Annotated in this window: 13 protein-coding genes and 1 other annotated feature; all 13 genes read right to left on the bottom strand. The window is 47.8% G+C overall.

From position 1 onward, the window contains the following. Nucleotides 1-95: 95 nt before the first annotated feature. A complete protein-coding gene (gene tuf / locus BBB58_RS02865) occupies nucleotides 96-1,283 on the bottom strand; it encodes an elongation factor Tu (protein WP_012727680.1) in 1,188 nt (395 codons plus the stop codon). A gap of 113 nt (nucleotides 1,284-1,396) precedes the next feature. Continuing rightward, a complete protein-coding gene (fusA, locus tag BBB58_RS02860; protein WP_012727681.1) occupies nucleotides 1,397-3,475 on the bottom strand; it encodes an elongation factor G in 2,079 nt (692 codons plus the stop codon). A gap of 112 nt (nucleotides 3,476-3,587) precedes the next feature. Then, the gene (gene rpsG / locus BBB58_RS02855; RefSeq protein ID WP_012727682.1) at nucleotides 3,588-4,055 is read right to left on the bottom strand and encodes a 30S ribosomal protein S7; all 468 of its coding nucleotides are present in this window, start codon (nucleotides 4,053-4,055) and stop codon (nucleotides 3,588-3,590) included. A 48-nt stretch (nucleotides 4,056-4,103) separates the two neighbouring features. Then, nucleotides 4,104-4,526 carry a 30S ribosomal protein S12 gene (gene rpsL, locus BBB58_RS02850; RefSeq protein ID WP_012727683.1) on the bottom strand — a complete coding sequence of 141 codons (423 nt, stop codon included), beginning with the start codon at nucleotides 4,524-4,526 and terminating at the stop codon, nucleotides 4,104-4,106. A 290-nt stretch (nucleotides 4,527-4,816) separates the two neighbouring features. Next, nucleotides 4,817-8,416, bottom strand: coding sequence for a DNA-directed RNA polymerase subunit beta' (gene rpoC / locus BBB58_RS02845; RefSeq protein ID WP_012727684.1), 3,600 nt, complete (start codon nucleotides 8,414-8,416; stop codon nucleotides 4,817-4,819). Between the two features lie 22 nt (nucleotides 8,417-8,438). Next, a complete protein-coding gene (gene rpoB, locus BBB58_RS02840; protein ID WP_074037866.1) occupies nucleotides 8,439-11,987 on the bottom strand; it encodes a DNA-directed RNA polymerase subunit beta in 3,549 nt (1,182 codons plus the stop codon). Nucleotides 11,988-12,180: 193 nt separating this feature from the next. Then, on the bottom strand, nucleotides 12,181-12,777 hold the full coding sequence (locus BBB58_RS02835; protein ID WP_012727686.1) for a class I SAM-dependent methyltransferase: 597 nt from the start codon (nucleotides 12,775-12,777) through the stop codon (nucleotides 12,181-12,183). A 79-nt stretch (nucleotides 12,778-12,856) separates the two neighbouring features. Beyond that, nucleotides 12,857-13,225: a 50S ribosomal protein L7/L12 gene (gene rplL / locus BBB58_RS02830; RefSeq protein ID WP_012727687.1), complete on the bottom strand. Its 369-nt coding sequence runs from the start codon at nucleotides 13,223-13,225 to the stop codon at nucleotides 12,857-12,859. A 61-nt stretch (nucleotides 13,226-13,286) separates the two neighbouring features. Continuing rightward, entirely contained in the window at nucleotides 13,287-13,793 is a 507-nt protein-coding gene (gene rplJ / locus BBB58_RS02825) for a 50S ribosomal protein L10 (protein ID WP_012727688.1), read from the bottom strand. A 44-nt stretch (nucleotides 13,794-13,837) separates the two neighbouring features. Then, nucleotides 13,838-13,991, bottom strand: a sequence feature (ribosomal protein L10 leader region). A gap of 59 nt (nucleotides 13,992-14,050) precedes the next feature. Then, on the bottom strand, nucleotides 14,051-14,737 hold the full coding sequence (rplA, locus tag BBB58_RS02820; protein WP_012727689.1) for a 50S ribosomal protein L1: 687 nt from the start codon (nucleotides 14,735-14,737) through the stop codon (nucleotides 14,051-14,053). Nucleotides 14,738-14,831: 94 nt separating this feature from the next. Next, nucleotides 14,832-15,257 (bottom strand): 50S ribosomal protein L11, encoded by a 426-nt coding sequence (gene rplK / locus BBB58_RS02815; RefSeq protein ID WP_012727690.1) that lies wholly within the window; start codon nucleotides 15,255-15,257, stop codon nucleotides 14,832-14,834. A gap of 147 nt (nucleotides 15,258-15,404) precedes the next feature. Continuing rightward, the gene (gene nusG, locus BBB58_RS02810) at nucleotides 15,405-15,956 is read right to left on the bottom strand and encodes a transcription termination/antitermination protein NusG (protein WP_012727691.1); all 552 of its coding nucleotides are present in this window, start codon (nucleotides 15,954-15,956) and stop codon (nucleotides 15,405-15,407) included. Nucleotides 15,957-15,972: 16 nt separating this feature from the next. After that, nucleotides 15,973-16,143, bottom strand: coding sequence for a preprotein translocase subunit SecE (gene secE / locus BBB58_RS02805; protein ID WP_012727692.1), 171 nt, complete (start codon nucleotides 16,141-16,143; stop codon nucleotides 15,973-15,975). Nucleotides 16,144-16,171 lie beyond the last annotated feature (28 nt).

The following is a 16,171-nucleotide window of genomic DNA, read 5'->3' as shown; positions in this document are numbered from 1 at the left end:
TCTCGTATGCCTCATCTTAACATGTTGTGATGAAAACACAAAAAAGCAGCCCGCATATTGCGGACTGCTTCATGTTGTTCAGTTGAACCAATCGATTACTCGATGATTTCTGTTACTGAACCAGCACCTACAGTACGGCCACCCTCACGGATAGAGAAACGTGTACCGTCTTCGATCGCGATTGTAGAAATCAATTCGATCGTCAACTCGATGTTGTCTCCTGGCATTACCATTTCAGTACCTTCTGGAAGGTGAACGATACCTGTTACGTCAGTTGTACGGAAGTAGAACTGCGGGCGGTAGTTCGCGAAGAATGGCGTGTGACGGCCACCCTCTTCTTTAGAAAGAACGTAGATTGATGCTTTGAATTTAGAGTGTGGTGTGATTGAACCTGGCTTAGCAAGTACTTGTCCACGCTCGATGTCGTCACGTGATACACCACGGAGAAGTGCACCGATGTTGTCGCCAGCTTCAGCATAGTCAAGAAGCTTACGGAACATCTCTACACCAGTACATACAGTTTTCTTCGTTTCTTCTGTAAGACCAACGATTTCGATCTCGTCGTTGACGCGGAGAACACCACGCTCAACACGACCAGTCGCTACAGTACCACGACCAGTGATTGAGAATACGTCCTCAACAGGCATCATGAAGTCTTTTTCAGTGTCACGAACTGGTTCTGGGATGTACTCATCAACAGCGTTCATGAGTTCCATAACTTTTTCTTCCCACTGAGCTTCACCGTTAAGTGCGCCAAGTGCAGAACCTTTGATTACAGGGAGGTCGTCGCCTGGGAAGTCATATTCAGAAAGAAGTTCACGGATTTCCATTTCAACGAGTTCGAGAAGCTCTTCGTCGTCTACCATGTCAACTTTGTTCATGAATACTACGATGTAAGGAACACCTACTTGACGTGAAAGAAGGATGTGCTCACGTGTTTGTGGCATTGGGCCATCTGTTGCAGATACAACGAGGATCGCGCCGTCCATTTGTGCAGCACCAGTGATCATGTTTTTAACATAGTCAGCGTGTCCTGGGCAGTCAACGTGTGCGTAGTGACGCTTGTCAGTTTCGTACTCGATGTGAGCTGTTGCGATTGTGATACCGCGCTCGCGCTCTTCTGGAGCACCATCGATTTGGTCGAACTTAGTAGCTGCTTTACCTTGTGCTTTTGAAAGTACAGCAGAGATTGCTGCAGTCAAAGTTGTTTTACCGTGGTCGACGTGGCCGATTGTACCAACGTTAACGTGCGGTTTAGAACGGTCGAATTTTTCTTTACCCATTCTAGATTCCTCCTCTATTAAACGATTAGTTTTATTTAACTAGGAAGACGTAGGCTACTTTTAACATACGTCCTCCTTAGCTTACAACAATCAATCTAGCGATACAACCGTTATTAGCCGTTCGCTTTTTTGACGATTTCTTCAGCGATTGATTTCGGTACTTCTTCGTAGTGATCGAAGTGCATCGAGTACGTTCCACGTCCTTGTGTACGTGAACGAAGTGATGTTGCGTAACCGAACATTTCTGAAAGTGGAATCATCGCTTTAACGACTTGTGCGTTACCGCGAGCTTCCATACCTTCTACGCGTCCACGGCGTGACGTAACGTCACCCATGATGTCACCCATGTATTCTTCTGGGATAACAACTTCAACACGCATCATTGGCTCAAGGATGACAGCTTTCGCTTGGTCCTTAAGTTGTTTAACCGCCATCGAAGCAGCAACTTTAAACGCCATCTCGTTCGAGTCGACATCGTGGTACGATCCGAATACGAGACGAGCTTTAACGTCTACTACTGGGTAACCAGCGAGGATACCGTTTTCGAGAGCTTCTTCAATCCCGTTTTGAACAGCAGGGACGTATTCACGTGGTACAACACCACCGACGATCTTGTTCTCGAACTCGAATCCAGCGCCTTCTTCGTTCGGCTCGAATTCTACGACAACGTGACCGTACTGACCGCGTCCACCAGACTGACGAACGAATTTCGAATCGATCTTCGCAGCGCCACGGATTGTTTCACGGTAAGCAACTTGTGGTGCACCAACGTTAGCTTCTACTTTGAATTCGCGACGCATACGGTCAACGAGGATGTCAAGGTGAAGCTCACCCATACCAGAGATGATCGTTTGACCAGTCTCAGGGTTTGTTTCAGTGCGGAATGTTGGATCTTCTTCTGCGAGTTTCGCAAGAGCTTGACCCATCTTATCTTGGTCTGCTTTCGATTTAGGCTCGATTGCAACCGAGATAACTGGTTCTGGGAACGTCATTGACTCGAGAACGATGTTATCTTTCTCAGAGCAAAGCGTGTCACCAGTAGTCGTGTCTTTGAAACCAACAGCAGCGGCGATGTCACCAGCGAATACCATTGGAATCTCTTCACGGCTGTTTGCGTGCATTTGAAGGATACGACCGAGACGCTCACGCTTCCCTTTAGTCGAGTTCTTCACGTATGATCCCGCTTCAGCTGTACCAGAGTACACGCGGAAGAACGTCAATTTACCGACGTAAGGGTCAGTCATAACTTTGAACGCAAGTGCTGAGAATGGAGCTTCGTCAGAAGGCTCACGTGTGATTTCTTCTTCTGTATCGAGGTTGATCCCTTTGATTGACTCTACATCAACTGGTGATGGGAGGTAATCAACAACGGCGTTAAGCATGAGCTGAACACCTTTGTTCTTGAAGGCAGAACCAACGAGTACAGGGTAGAATTCAACGCTAAGTGTCGCTTGACGGATTGCAGCTTTCAATTCATCGATTGAAATCTCTTCACCTTCAAGGTACTTCATCATCAACTCTTCGTTGAAGTCAGCAACACCTTCGATCAATTGACCGCGAAGTTCTTCAGCTTGGTCAGCCATGTCAGCTGGGAAGCCATCTGTTACTTCGATGTCAGTACCGAGGTCGTTGTTGTACATGTAAGTCTTCATTTCAACGAGATCGATGATCCCTTTGAAATCGTCCTCTGCTCCGATTGGGAGTTGGATCGCGTAAGCGTTCGCTTGAAGACGATCGTGGAGCGTCTTCACAGAGTACAAGAAGTCTGCGCCGATTTTATCCATCTTGTTGACGAATACGACACGTGGTACACCATATGTCGTCGCTTGACGCCATACAGTTTCTGTTTGTGGTTCTACACCTGACTGAGCGTCAAGTACAGCAACCGCACCATCAAGTACACGGAGTGAACGTTCAACTTCTACAGTGAAGTCTACGTGTCCAGGTGTATCGATGATGTTTACACGGTGGCCATTCCACTGTGCAGTTGTCGCAGCCGAAGTGATCGTGATTCCACGCTCTTGCTCCTGCTCCATCCAGTCCATTTGTGAAGCACCTTCGTGCGTTTCACCAATTTTATGGATACGACCTGTGTAATAAAGAATACGTTCAGTTGTTGTCGTTTTACCGGCATCGATGTGAGCCATGATCCCGATGTTACGAGTATTCTTTAGGGAGAATTCTCTTGCCATACTGGGTATTCTCCTTCCGCATGTTTGATTTTCGTGTGCGCGCACACGATATGATTATACCCGAAAGCCACTCCGTTAAGCCATGCTTGGCGGAGTGGACTTTACGATTAAATTACCAACGATAGTGAGCAAACGCTTTGTTAGCTTCTGCCATCTTATGCATGTCTTCGCGTTTCTTAACAGATGCACCAGTGTTGTTGGCTGCATCCATGATTTCGTTCGCGATACGTTGCTCCATCGTTTTTTCGTTGCGGAGACGAGCGTAGTTCACGAGGTAACGAAGACCAAGTGTTGTACGGCGCTCTGGACGAACTTCTACAGGAACTTGGTAGTTAGCTCCACCTACACGGCGTGCTTTAACTTCAAGTACAGGCATGATGTTGTTCATTGCTTCTTCGAACACTTCCATAGGCTCTTTGCCTGAGCGTTCAGCGATGATGCCAAATGCGTTGTAAATGATAGTTTGAGCTGTACCTTTTTTACCGTCTAACATGACACGGTTAATGAGGCGAGTTACCAATTTCGAGTTGTAGATCGGATCTGCGATAACGTCACGACGTTCTGCACGGTTTTTACGCATCCGAGTACCCTCCTTTCAAAATTTCAATTGTAGTTTAGTTGGCGAGAATTACTTCTTCGCAGCTTTCGGACGTTTCGTACCGTATTTAGAACGGCCTTGCATACGTCCATCAACACCTGCAGTGTCAAGCGCACCACGAACGATGTGGTAACGTACCCCTGGTAAGTCTTTTACACGTCCTCCACGGATAAGAACAACGCTGTGCTCTTGAAGGTTGTGGCCAATACCTGGGATGTACGCAGTCACTTCGATTTGGTTAGTCAAACGAACACGAGCATACTTACGAAGCGCCGAGTTCGGTTTCTTCGGAGTCATTGTACCAACACGTGTACAAACACCACGTTTTTGTGGTGAGCTCACGTTTGTTTGTGACTTGATGAAACTGTTGTAACCTTTGTTAAGTGCTGGAGAGTCAGATTTCACGACTTTCGATTTACGTCCTTTACGGACTAACTGGTTAATAGTAGGCATCTTTGAAGATCCTCCCTTCCTGAATGTTGCTATTTTCTAGTCCCACCGACCCGGGTGGTTCATTTAAGGTCATAACGAAACGTTTTTACGAGGCGTAGGCATTCCATGACCTCGCAAAAACGTGAGTTATACCTTGAAAGTGGCAATTGTAGCAGCCAAACCTTCCCGTAGAAAGTTCGGATGGACGTCCAAGTAGCTTGCCGACTGCTGGACATCGTTGTCATCGACAACAACCGATTGGCGGCACTAAATCATAGTAGCACCGCCAACCTGCGCTGTCAAGACGTATTTTACTCGACTGTTGTATCTTCGAGCGCAACTGGCGCCTCATCTTCTTTGAGTTCCACATCACGGTAGACGGCCATTCCAGTACCAGCTGGAACGAGTTTACCGATGATGACGTTCTCTTTGAGTCCGAGGAGATAGTCACGTTTCCCTTTGATTGCTGCATCTGTCAAGACGCGAGTCGTTTCTTGGAACGAAGCCGCTGAGAGGAACGAATCTGTCTCAAGTGAAGCTTTCGTGATTCCGAGAAGGACTGGTTTCGCAGTCGCTGGGTGTTTTCCATCACGAATCGCATCTTTACACGCTTCTTTGAAGACGCTGATGTCGACGAGTGATCCAGGGAGAAGTGGTGTGTCACCTGATTCGATAACTTTGACACGACGAAGCATTTGGCGAACCATGACCTCAACGTGCTTATCACCGATTTCTACCCCTTGCATCCGGTAAACTTTTTGAACTTCTTGGAGAAGATAGTTCTGAACACCAGATACACCACGGACGGCGAGCAATTCTTTCGGATCGATCGAACCTTCCGTGAAGACTTCACCGGCTTCTACTGTGTCGCCGATTTGAACGCGGAGACGCGCTCCGAATGGAATCGTGTATGAGCGAGTCTCACTGAATCCTTCGACCGTGAGTTCACGCTTGTCACGCGATTCTGTGAAGTCGATGACCGTACCAGAGATTTCCGAGATGACCGCTTGACCTTTCGGGTTACGGGCTTCGAATACCTCTTGGATACGTGGAAGACCTTGTGTGATATCGTCTCCGGCAACCCCACCTGTGTGGAAGGTACGCATTGTAAGCTGCGTTCCTGGCTCACCGATTGATTGTGCGGCAATGATACCGACGGCTTCCCCGACTTCAACATTTGATCCAGTTGCCAAGTTGCGTCCGTAACACTTCTTACATACGCCGTGTGACGTGTTACATGTGAAGGCTGTACGGATTTCAACTTTTTCAACACCCGCATCAACGATGATGCGCGCGATGTCTTCTGTGATCAATTCGTTCTTATCGATCAACACTTCGCCCGTTTCAGGGTGTGTCACCGTTTCGAACGATGTACGTCCGACGAGACGGTCGTACAAGCTTTCGATTTCTTCCGTACCTTCGCGGAGTGCAGAAACACGGATCCCGCGGTCTGTTCCACAATCTTCTTCACGGATGATGACATCTTGTGCTACGTCAACGAGACGACGTGTCAAGTAACCTGAATCGGCTGTCTTCAAGGCTGTATCGGCAAGACCTTTACGAGCCCCGTGAGTCGAGATGAAGTACTCTTGAACCGTCAGACCTTCACGGAATGACGATTTGATTGGAAGTTCGATGATGCGACCAGATGGAGCGGCCATCAAACCACGCATACCCGCAAGCTGCGTAAAGTTCGATGCGTTACCACGGGCACCTGAGTCAGACATCATGAAGATCGGGTTCAAGCGGTTGAGGGATTTCATCAATCGAGATTGAATTTCATCCTTCGCTTCGTTCCAAGCACGGACAACGCGCTCGTAACGCTCATCTTCAGTGATGAGACCACGACGGAACGACTTCATGATTTGGTCGACTTGTTTTTGTGCTTCATCAAGGATTTCTTGTTTATCCGGAAGTACGATGATATCGGCAATCCCAACCGTCACACCCGCTTTTGTCGAGTGCTTGAAGCCAAGATCTTTCATCCGGTCAAGCATGCGGCTTGTTTCCGTCGTTTCAAACTTCTGGAACACTTCCGCGATGACTTTTCCAAGGAACCCTTTTTTGAACGGGTCGATGATTGGACGTGATGCGATTTCTTCCGCAACGTTCGCCCCTTTGTCGATGAAGTACTTATCAGGCGTTGCTTCCTGTAAGTTTTCCATCGTCGGCTCGTTCAAGTATGGGAACGTATTTGGCAAGATTTCGTTGAAGATCATCTTACCAACTGTCGTAATGAGCAATTTCTCGTTCTGTTCGTCTGTGAACGTCGGGTTGTTGAGCGTACGTGCCGGAAGTGCCACACGCGAGTGCAAGTGGACATAACCGTTTTGGTAAGCAATCAACGCTTCGTTGACGTTCGAGAACACTTTCCCTTGACCGACGGCATCTTCACGTTCGAGTGAGATGTAGTAGTTACCGAGGACCATATCCTGCGATGGTGTAACAACTGGTTTTCCGTCTTTCGGGTTCAAGATGTTCTGCGCAGCGAGCATGAGAAGACGTGCTTCCGCTTGTGCTTCTGCAGAGAGCGGAACGTGGACGGCCATTTGGTCACCATCGAAGTCGGCGTTGTATGCCGTACATACGAGTGGGTGAAGGCGAATCGCACGACCTTCAACAAGAATCGGTTCGAATGCTTGAATACCAAGGCGGTGAAGTGTCGGGGCACGGTTCAAGAGGACCGGATGCTCACGAATGACTTCTTCAAGGACGCCCCAGATTTCAGGTTGCATCTTCTCGATTTTGCGTTTGGCGTTCTTGATGTTTGAAGCGATGCCGCGACCGACAAGCTCTTTCATCACGAACGGTTTGAAGAGTTCAAGCGCCATCTCTTTTGGAAGACCACACTGATACATCTTCAAGTTCGGACCTACGACGATAACCGAACGTCCTGAATAGTCGACCCGTTTACCGAGAAGGTTTTGACGGAAACGACCTTGTTTCCCTTTCAACATGTGTGAAAGTGATTTAAGCGGACGGTTACCAGGACCTGTTACCGGACGACCACGACGACCGTTGTCGATGAGGGCGTCAACCGCTTCTTGAAGCATACGCTTCTCGTTTTGCACGATGATGTTCGGCGCGCCGAGGTCGAGCAAACGTTTGAGACGGTTGTTCCGGTTGATGACTCGACGATACAAATCGTTCAAGTCAGATGTCGCAAAGCGTCCACCATCAAGCTGTACCATCGGGCGAAGCTCTGGTGGGATGACAGGAAGTACTTCAAGGATCATCCAGTCTGGATTGTTTCCTGAAGTGAAGAATGCATCGAGAACTTCCAAGCGCTTAATCGCACGTGTACGACGTTGACCTTGGACTGTTTTCAACTCTTCACGAAGCTCGCCTACTTCTTTTTCAAGATTAACGTCTTGAAGAAGTGTACGGATGGCTTCAGCACCCATGTCTGCTTTGAAGTCGCTACCGTATTTTTCACGATAGAGACGGAATTCTTTTTCCGAGAGAAGTTGTTTCTTCTCAAGCGGAGTATCACCTGGCTCTGTGACCACGTAAGATGCGAAGTAAATGACTTCTTCAAGCGCACGTGGTGACATGTCGAGAACAAGCCCCATGCGGCTTGGAATCCCTTTGAAGTACCAGATGTGCGAAACTGGTGCCGCGAGCTCGATATGGCCCATTCGCTCGCGACGCACTTTCGCTTTCGTCACTTCAACGCCACAGCGGTCACAAATGACTCCTTTATAACGGATACGTTTGTATTTCCCACAGTAACATTCCCAGTCTTTCGTAGGACCGAAGATTCGTTCACAGAATAATCCGTCCTTCTCTGGTTTAAGTGTACGATAGTTGATCGTTTCCGGCTTTTTGACTTCACCGTAAGACCACGAACGGATCTTCTCTGATGAAGCCAAGCCGATTTTCATATATTCAAATCGATTAACATCTACCAAGGGGCCGACCTCCCTTTTCGCCTTATTCCTCTTCCGTAACAGTCGGTTGAACGACTTGTTCTAACGCCGATGTTGCGTTCGGGATGTTGTCGTCATCTTCATCTTTCATTTCGACTTCTTCATCATCCGCTGACATCATCTTGACTTCCATACCGAGCGCTTGAAGCTCTTTGATCAAGACGCGGAATGATTCAGGAACGCCCGCTTTCGGAACGCTCTCGCCTTTCACGATGGCCTCATATGCTTTCACACGACCGACCGTGTCATCCGACTTGATTGTCAAGATTTCTTGGAGCGTGTAGGCTGCACCGTACGCTTCAAGAGCCCAAACTTCCATCTCCCCGAAGCGCTGACCACCGAACTGTGCTTTACCACCGAGCGGTTGTTGCGTAACGAGTGAGTATGGTCCTGTCGAACGAGCGTGAAGTTTGTCATCAACCATGTGCGCGAGTTTGATCATGTACATGACACCGACCGAGACGCGGTTATCGAACGGTTCACCCGTACGACCGTCATAGAGACGCGTTTTCGCATCTTTATCCATACCAGCCTCTTCAATCGTTGCCCATACGTCTTCCTCACGCGCTCCATCGAATACAGGTGTTGCCACTTTGATACCGAGCTTCTTCGCCGCCATACCAAGGTGGAGTTCAAGTACCTGACCGATGTTCATACGAGATGGTACCCCAAGCGGGTTGAGCATGATGTCAACCGGTGTACCGTCTGGCATGTATGGCATATCTTCTTCAGGGAGGATTCGCGAGATAACACCTTTGTTACCGTGACGTCCCGCCATCTTATCCCCTTCGTGAATCTTACGTTTTTGAACGATATAGACACGTACCATTTGGTTGACGCCTGGAGACAACTCGTCACCGTTTTCACGGTCGAACACTTTGACATCCAAGATGATTCCGTCTCCACCGTTTGGTACACGAAGTGACGTATCACGTACTTCACGTGCCTTCTCACCGAAGATTGCGTGCAAGAGACGCTCTTCCGCCGTCAATTCTGTAACGCCCTTAGGTGTTACTTTACCGACGAGGATATCGCCATCCTTGACTTCAGCTCCGATGCGGATAATTCCACGATCGTCCAAGTTACGAAGTGCGTCATCTCCGACGTTTGGAATATCACGTGTGATTTCCTCTGGTCCGAGTTTCGTGTCGCGTGACTCTGACTCGTACTCTTCGATATGAATCGACGTGTACACGTCATCTTTCACGAGACGCTCACTCATGATGATCGCATCCTCATAGTTGTAACCATCCCATGTCATGAAGGCAACGACGACGTTACGGCCGAGCGCGAGCTCACCCATATCCATCGATGGACCGTCTGCAAGGATTTCTCCTTTTTCGACACGGTCACCAGCTGCGATGATTGGTTTTTGGTTATAGCATGTCCCTTGGTTCGAACGGACATATTTTTGAAGTTTGTAACGGTCAAGGTCACCTGAAACCTCAGAACCGTTCACGTCAGACGTGCGACGGATCAAGATTTCACGCGCTGTGACGCGTTCGACGACACCTGGGTATTTCGCAACAATAGCTGCCCCAGAGTCTTTCGCAGATACGTACTCCATGCCGGTACCGACAATCGGTGAATCCGGTTGAAGGAGTGGTACTGCTTGACGTTGCATGTTCGCTCCCATGAGGGCACGGTTCGAGTCATCGTTCTCGAGGAACGGGATACATGCCGTTGCGGCAGAAACAACCTGTTTCGGCGAAACGTCCATGTAGTCCACTCGGCTTGGCTCGACTGACAAGTTTTGTCCGCGGAAACGGCAAAGAACTTGTTCGTCTGCAAAGTGGCCATCTTCTGTGAGCGGCATGTTTGCCTGTGCGACGACATAGAGGTCTTCCTCATCAGCCGTCATATATTGAATGTCGCCAGTGACAAGACCTGTTTCTGGGTCAACACGACGGTATGGTGCTTCGATGAAACCGTACTCGTTCACTTTCGCATAAGACGAGAGTGAGTTGATGAGTCCGATGTTCGGCCCCTCTGGTGTTTCGATTGGACACATCCGACCGTAGTGCGAATAGTGAACGTCTCGAACTTCGAAACCAGCACGCTCACGTGTCAAACCACCCGGTCCAAGTGCAGAGAGACGACGCTTGTGCGTGAGCTCTGCGAGCGGGTTCGTTTGGTCCATGAACTGTGACAATTGCGAGCTACCGAAGAACTCTTTAAGTGATGCGATAACCGGGCGGATGTTGATGAGCGCCTGTGGTGTGATCGCATTTTGATCTTGAATCGACATACGTTCTTTTACGACACGTTCCATACGGGAAAGCCCGATCCGGAATTGGTTTTGGAGAAGTTCTCCGACTGAACGAAGACGACGGTTTCCTAAGTGGTCGATGTCATCTGTTGTTCCGACTTCGTGAAGTAAGTTGAAGAAGTAGTTGATTGAAGCGATAATATCGGCTGGCGTAATATGTTTTACGCTGCGATCGATATTGCCATTTCCGATGATGTTCAAGATACGCTCTCCATCTGGGTCATCCGGTGAGATGACTTTGATTGACTGAAGACCGAATGGCTCACCTTCAGCGACACCACCAGTTGGTTCCGCATCGATATAGCCAAGGCCGTTCTCCAAGTGCGGGAGGATACGATCTAAGTTGCGGCGGTCGAGGATTGTTCCAGCTTCGGCGAGTACTTCGCCTGTTTCCGGGTCCACGAGCGTTTCCGCTAATTTTTGACCGAACAAACGGTTCTTAAGATGAAGTTTTTTGTTCATCTTATAGCGACCGACGTTCGCTAAGTCGTAACGTTTCGGGTCGAAGAAACGTGATACGAGAAGAGATTTCGCATTTTCTACCGTTGGTGGTTCACCAGGGCGGAGACGCTCATAAATCTCGATCAACGCTTTCTCTGTAGACTCCGTATTATCTTTTTCAAGGGTGTTACGAAGGTATTCGTCATCCCCGAGAAGGTCGATAATTTCTTGGTCCGTACCGAATCCGAGGGCACGCAACAACACCGTTACCGGAATTTTACGGGTACGGTCGATACGAACATAAACGATATCTTTGGCATCTGTCTCGAGTTCGAGCCAAGCACCACGGTTCGGGATGACAGTTGCGCCAAATCCACGTTTACCGTTTTTATCGAGTTTAGCGTTATAGTACACGCTCGGTGAACGGACAAGCTGGGAAACGATGACGCGTTCTGCACCATTGATGATAAACGTTCCCGATTCTGTCATGAGCGGGAAATCCCCCATGAACACTTCTTGTTCTTTGAGCTCACCTGTCTCTTTGTTTTGGAGACGCACTTTTACGCGAAGTGGCGCAGAATAAGTAACGTCGCGCTCCTTCGATTCATCGATAGAATACTTCGGCTCACTGAGCGAGTAATCGATGAACTCCAATACGAGGTTTCCTGTGAAGTCGGAAATCGGTGAAATGTCTGTGAACATTTCCTTCAATCCTTCACGCAAGAACCACTCATAAGAAGCAGTTTGAATTTCAATCAAATTCGGAAGCTCTAATACCTCACTGATACGGGCAAAGCTTCTTCTCTGACGGTGACGACCGTACTGAACAAGTTGACCAGTCAACTGATTCACCTCTCAGACCCCCAATTCTTTAGCGAATTTTTCGGGCGTAATAATCGAACATTGTCATTGAATGTCGCTCGTTTTCCGTCTCTAAAAAGCGGCAGACACGGCAGTTTCAAGCGAATTCCATTCCAATGGCATTTTATAATGTTAGCATATACGTTATAGCGAGTCAACAAGACTTCACCGTTTGTCAAGACCGAATTGCTCGGAAAATAAAGTAACCTTTTTCTTTCGCGATCGTTTCAACTTGACCAAACACCTCTTCTAATAACTTTTTAGCAGAAGGTGCTCCTTGTTTCTTTTGAATGACGACATAGATTGCCCCTCCATCGACGAGGTGCGTATGTGCTTCACGCAAGATCGTATGGACGACTTGTTTCCCCGCACGAATCGGCGGATTGGTGACGATGGCGGCAAACCGTTCTCCCCCCACCGCGTCATACGCGTGAGAAAGCCGTGTTTCGACCGTCACTCCATTACGGGCGGCGTTTTGCTCAGAGAGCGCCAGCGCACGCTCATTCACATCAATGAGCAAGGCCTCACGCCCAGAGGCATCGGCAAGCGAGATCCCCATCGGACCATAGCCGCAGCCTACATCTAAAATACGTCCCGACACATCAGGCATCTCAAACGTTTCAATTAAAAGACGTGACCCAAAATCGACCGACCCTTTCGAGAACACACCGCGGTCCGAAGTGAAATGATACTGTTTCCCTCGCAACTCGTACGTCCATGTCTCCGGGGCACTTTCCGAACGTGGATCGTTCGTATAGTAATGATCTCCCATGCGTTGAACCTCCTAACCCATTCTTCAAGGAAATAAAAGAAGCTCGCCATGGCGAGCTTCTATAGGTTGTGAAGTAGAATTACTTAACTTCAACAGATGCGCCAGCTTCTTCAAGCTTAGCTTTGATTGCGTCAGCGTCTTCTTTAGAAACGCCTTCTTTGACTGGAGCTGGAGTTCCGTCAACGAGTGCTTTTGCTTCTTTAAGACCGAGACCTGTGATTTCACGAACAGCTTTGATGACGTTGATTTTACCAGCGCCAGCGTTTGTGAGGATTACGTCGAATTCAGTTTTCTCTTCAGCTGCTGCGCCTGCGCCAGCACCTGCAACTGCTACTGGAGCTGCTGCTGATACGCCGAATTCTTCTTCGATTGTTTTTACGAGTTCGTTAAGTTCGAGAACCGTCATTGATTTGAGGTCTTCGATGAATTGCTCTTTGTTGAAAGCCATTATGGTTTTCCTCCTTTGATGTTGTGAAAAAGTTTTTTTGAGTTACGCTACGCGACAAAAATTAAGCTGATTGCTCTTCTTTTTGTTCTGCGATTGCATTTGTTGCGACTGCGAGCCCACGGATTGGAGCTTGAAGTACGCTGAGAAGCATCGAGAGAAGACCATCGCGTGATGGAAGTTCTGCAAGGGCTTTGATTTCTTCGAGTGAAGAAACTTTACCTTCGATGATTCCGCCTTTAAGTTCGAGCGCTTTGTGCTCTTTCGAGAAGTCGTTCAAGATCTTCGCTGGAGCAATAACGTCTTCTTTAGAGAAGGCGATTGCTGTAGGACCAGTGAAGACTTCGTCAAGACCTTCGAAGTTCGACTGAGTAGCTGCGCGGCGAAGAAGACCGTTCTTGTAAACTTTGAACTCGATTCCAGCGTCACGGAGTGATTTACGGAGTGTAGTCACTTCTTCAACTGTAAGTCCACGGTAGTCAACAACAACTGTTCCAACGCTCGCTTGCATTTTCTCAGCGATTTCATCGACGAGTGCCGATTTCTGAGCTACGATTTTTTCGTTTGCCATGTGTTTGCACCTCCTAGTCAATTCTTATACCGGACGAGAGGCTGCTCTCCAAAAGAAATCCCTCGTATGAAGACATACGAGGGCGTAATTGTTTGAAAGTAAACCTGTGACAACAGGCTCAAGTTCGAGCAAAGACACCTCGGAAGGGTTTACGGACCGATGTCCACCTTCTGTCTACGGTAATCCAACATATTCGGTTGAACGTGTATTACTTTATCAGCGGTGTCACACGTTGTCAACAATTTATTTCAACAAGATTACTTAAGGAAATCTGCAGTCGCTACACGGATCCCAGGACCCATTGTAGATGAAAGCGAGATATTTTTAAGGTAAGTTCCTTTTGCAGTAGCAGGCTTCACTTTCATGAGTGTTTCGAGAATTGTCTCGATGTTCTCAGAGAGTTTAGATGCTTCAAATGATTTCTTACCAACTGGAACGTGGATGTTACCAGCTTTATCAACACGGTATTCAACTTTACCAGCTTTGATATCCGCGATTGCTTTTTCTACGTCGAAAGTAACTGTTCCTGTTTTCGGGTTAGGCATGAGGCCTTTAGGTCCGAGAACACGACCAAGTTTACCAACCTCACCCATCATGTCAGGTGTCGCAACGATTACATCGAAGTCGAACCATCCTTGTTGGATTTTGTTGATGTACTCAGCGTCGCCAACGTAGTCTGCTCCAGCAGCTTCCGCTTCTTTCACTTTCTCACCTTTTGCGAAGACGAGAACTTTTTGTGTTTTACCAGTACCGTGTGGAAGTACAACGGCACCACGGATTTGTTGGTCTGCTTTCTTCGGATCTACGCCGAGACGGACAGCAACTTCGATTGTTTCATCGAATTTAGCAGTAGCTGTTTTTTGAACGAGCTCGACAGCTTCAGCGAGGTCGTATGACTTCGTGCGGTCAACAAGCTTAGCTGCTTCTTGGTGTTTTTTACCCATGATCTTTTCCTCCTTGTGGTTAGCGGAATTTCCTCCCACATAATGAAGGGATTGAAGGTGAGCAGTATTCACCGACAACCCCAGAGACTAGCAATTAGTCTTCGATTACAATACCCATACTACGTGCAGTACCTTCAACCATAAGCATCGCTGTTTCTACAGATGATGCGTTAAGGTCAGGCATTTTAAGTTCAGCGATTTCGCGAACTTTGTCACGCTTAACCGTTGCTACTTTCTTACGGTTTGGTTCACCAGAACCACTCTCGATACCAGCAGCTTTCTTCAAGAGAACTGCAGCTGGTGGAGTTTTCGTAATGAATGTAAACGAACGATCTTCGTATACCGTGATGACTACAGGAATAATCAATCCGGCTTGGTCTTGTGTACGAGCGTTGAACTCTTTACAGAATCCCATGATGTTAACACCTGCTTGACCAAGTGCTGGACCTACTGGTGGAGCTGGGTTTGCTTTACCAGCTGGGATTTGAAGTTTAACGAGTTTAGAAACTTTTTTCGCCACGAGACACACCTCCTTAAGTCTAAAATGTGGTTTCTTGGACGTTGTGCGCCCTCCCACTCAATCTATTAGGTCGAGTTTGTACCGAAATAAAGCACAACATCAAACATTTTCGATTGTACCATCCGTTTTACGGATTAGCAAGTGGGTTTAGTTAATTTTCTGAACTTGTTCGAAATCAAGTTCAATTTTCGTTTCACGACCGAACATGTCGACCACGACTTTGAGCTTCTCTTTGTCGGCCTCAATCTCGTCGATTGTTCCTTCAAAGTTCTCAAATGCGCCTTCTTTCACGCGGACAAGGTCACCGAGTTCATAGTTGTAACGATCTTTCTTCTCGATGAGTCCCATTTGTGACAAGACGTTTGTCACTTCGTCCGGTTGGAGTGGGATCGGTTTTGCCCCACCACCCGTTGAACCGAGGAAGCCGGTGACGTTTGGCGTGTTGCGGACAACATACCATGAATCGTCAGTCATGACCATCTCTACGAACACATAGCCCGGGAAACTTTTGACTTCACGTTCTTTGATTTTCTTCTCGCCACTCTTCAATGTGACTTCTTCTTGCGTCGTTTCAGTCGGGACGAGGACGCGGAAAATTTTATCTTCCATGTTCATCGAACCGATTCGACGTTCTAGGTTTTCTTTGACGTTATTCTCAAAACCTGAGTACGTCTGGACAACAAACCATTGTTTCTCCACGGCTTTCACCTCTTCCTTAGTTAATCAATAAATTGACGAGATAACTGACGCCAGTATCTACGCCGAACACGAACAGGCCAATCACGACAACAGTCGCGATGACAGTAATGGTATATTTCGTGAGTTCTTTACGAGTCGGCCAACTCGTTTTCTTCAACTCTTTCCATACGTCGCGCAAAAAGTTCATGGTAGCTTCCTCCTACATTGAATGCCAA

It is taken from the genome of Exiguobacterium profundum (assembly GCF_001909285.1).
Classification (GTDB): domain Bacteria; phylum Bacillota; class Bacilli; order Exiguobacteriales; family Exiguobacteriaceae; genus Exiguobacterium; species Exiguobacterium profundum.
Note: the sequence above shows the minus strand (reverse complement) of the source record. Positions and strands in the feature narration are given on the sequence as shown.

What these genes read in the sequence shown, in the direction of transcription:
- tuf (WP_012727680.1), bottom strand. Translation starts at nt 1,283, where the DNA reads ATGGGTAAAGAAAAATTCGACCGTTCTAAACCGCACGTTAACGTTGGT.
- fusA (WP_012727681.1), bottom strand. Translation starts at nt 3,475, where the DNA reads ATGGCAAGAGAATTCTCCCTAAAGAATACTCGTAACATCGGGATCATG.
- rpsG (WP_012727682.1), bottom strand. Translation starts at nt 4,055, where the DNA reads ATGCGTAAAAACCGTGCAGAACGTCGTGACGTTATCGCAGATCCGATC.
- rpsL (WP_012727683.1), bottom strand. Translation starts at nt 4,526, where the DNA reads ATGCCTACTATTAACCAGTTAGTCCGTAAAGGACGTAAATCGAAAGTC.
- BBB58_RS02835 (WP_012727686.1), bottom strand. Translation starts at nt 12,777, where the DNA reads ATGGGAGATCATTACTATACGAACGATCCACGTTCGGAAAGTGCCCCG.
- rplL (WP_012727687.1), bottom strand. Translation starts at nt 13,225, where the DNA reads ATGGCTTTCAACAAAGAGCAATTCATCGAAGACCTCAAATCAATGACG.
- rplJ (WP_012727688.1), bottom strand. Translation starts at nt 13,793, where the DNA reads ATGGCAAACGAAAAAATCGTAGCTCAGAAATCGGCACTCGTCGATGAA.
- rplA (WP_012727689.1), bottom strand. Translation starts at nt 14,737, where the DNA reads ATGGGTAAAAAACACCAAGAAGCAGCTAAGCTTGTTGACCGCACGAAG.
- secE (WP_012727692.1), bottom strand. Translation starts at nt 16,143, where the DNA reads ATGAACTTTTTGCGCGACGTATGGAAAGAGTTGAAGAAAACGAGTTGG.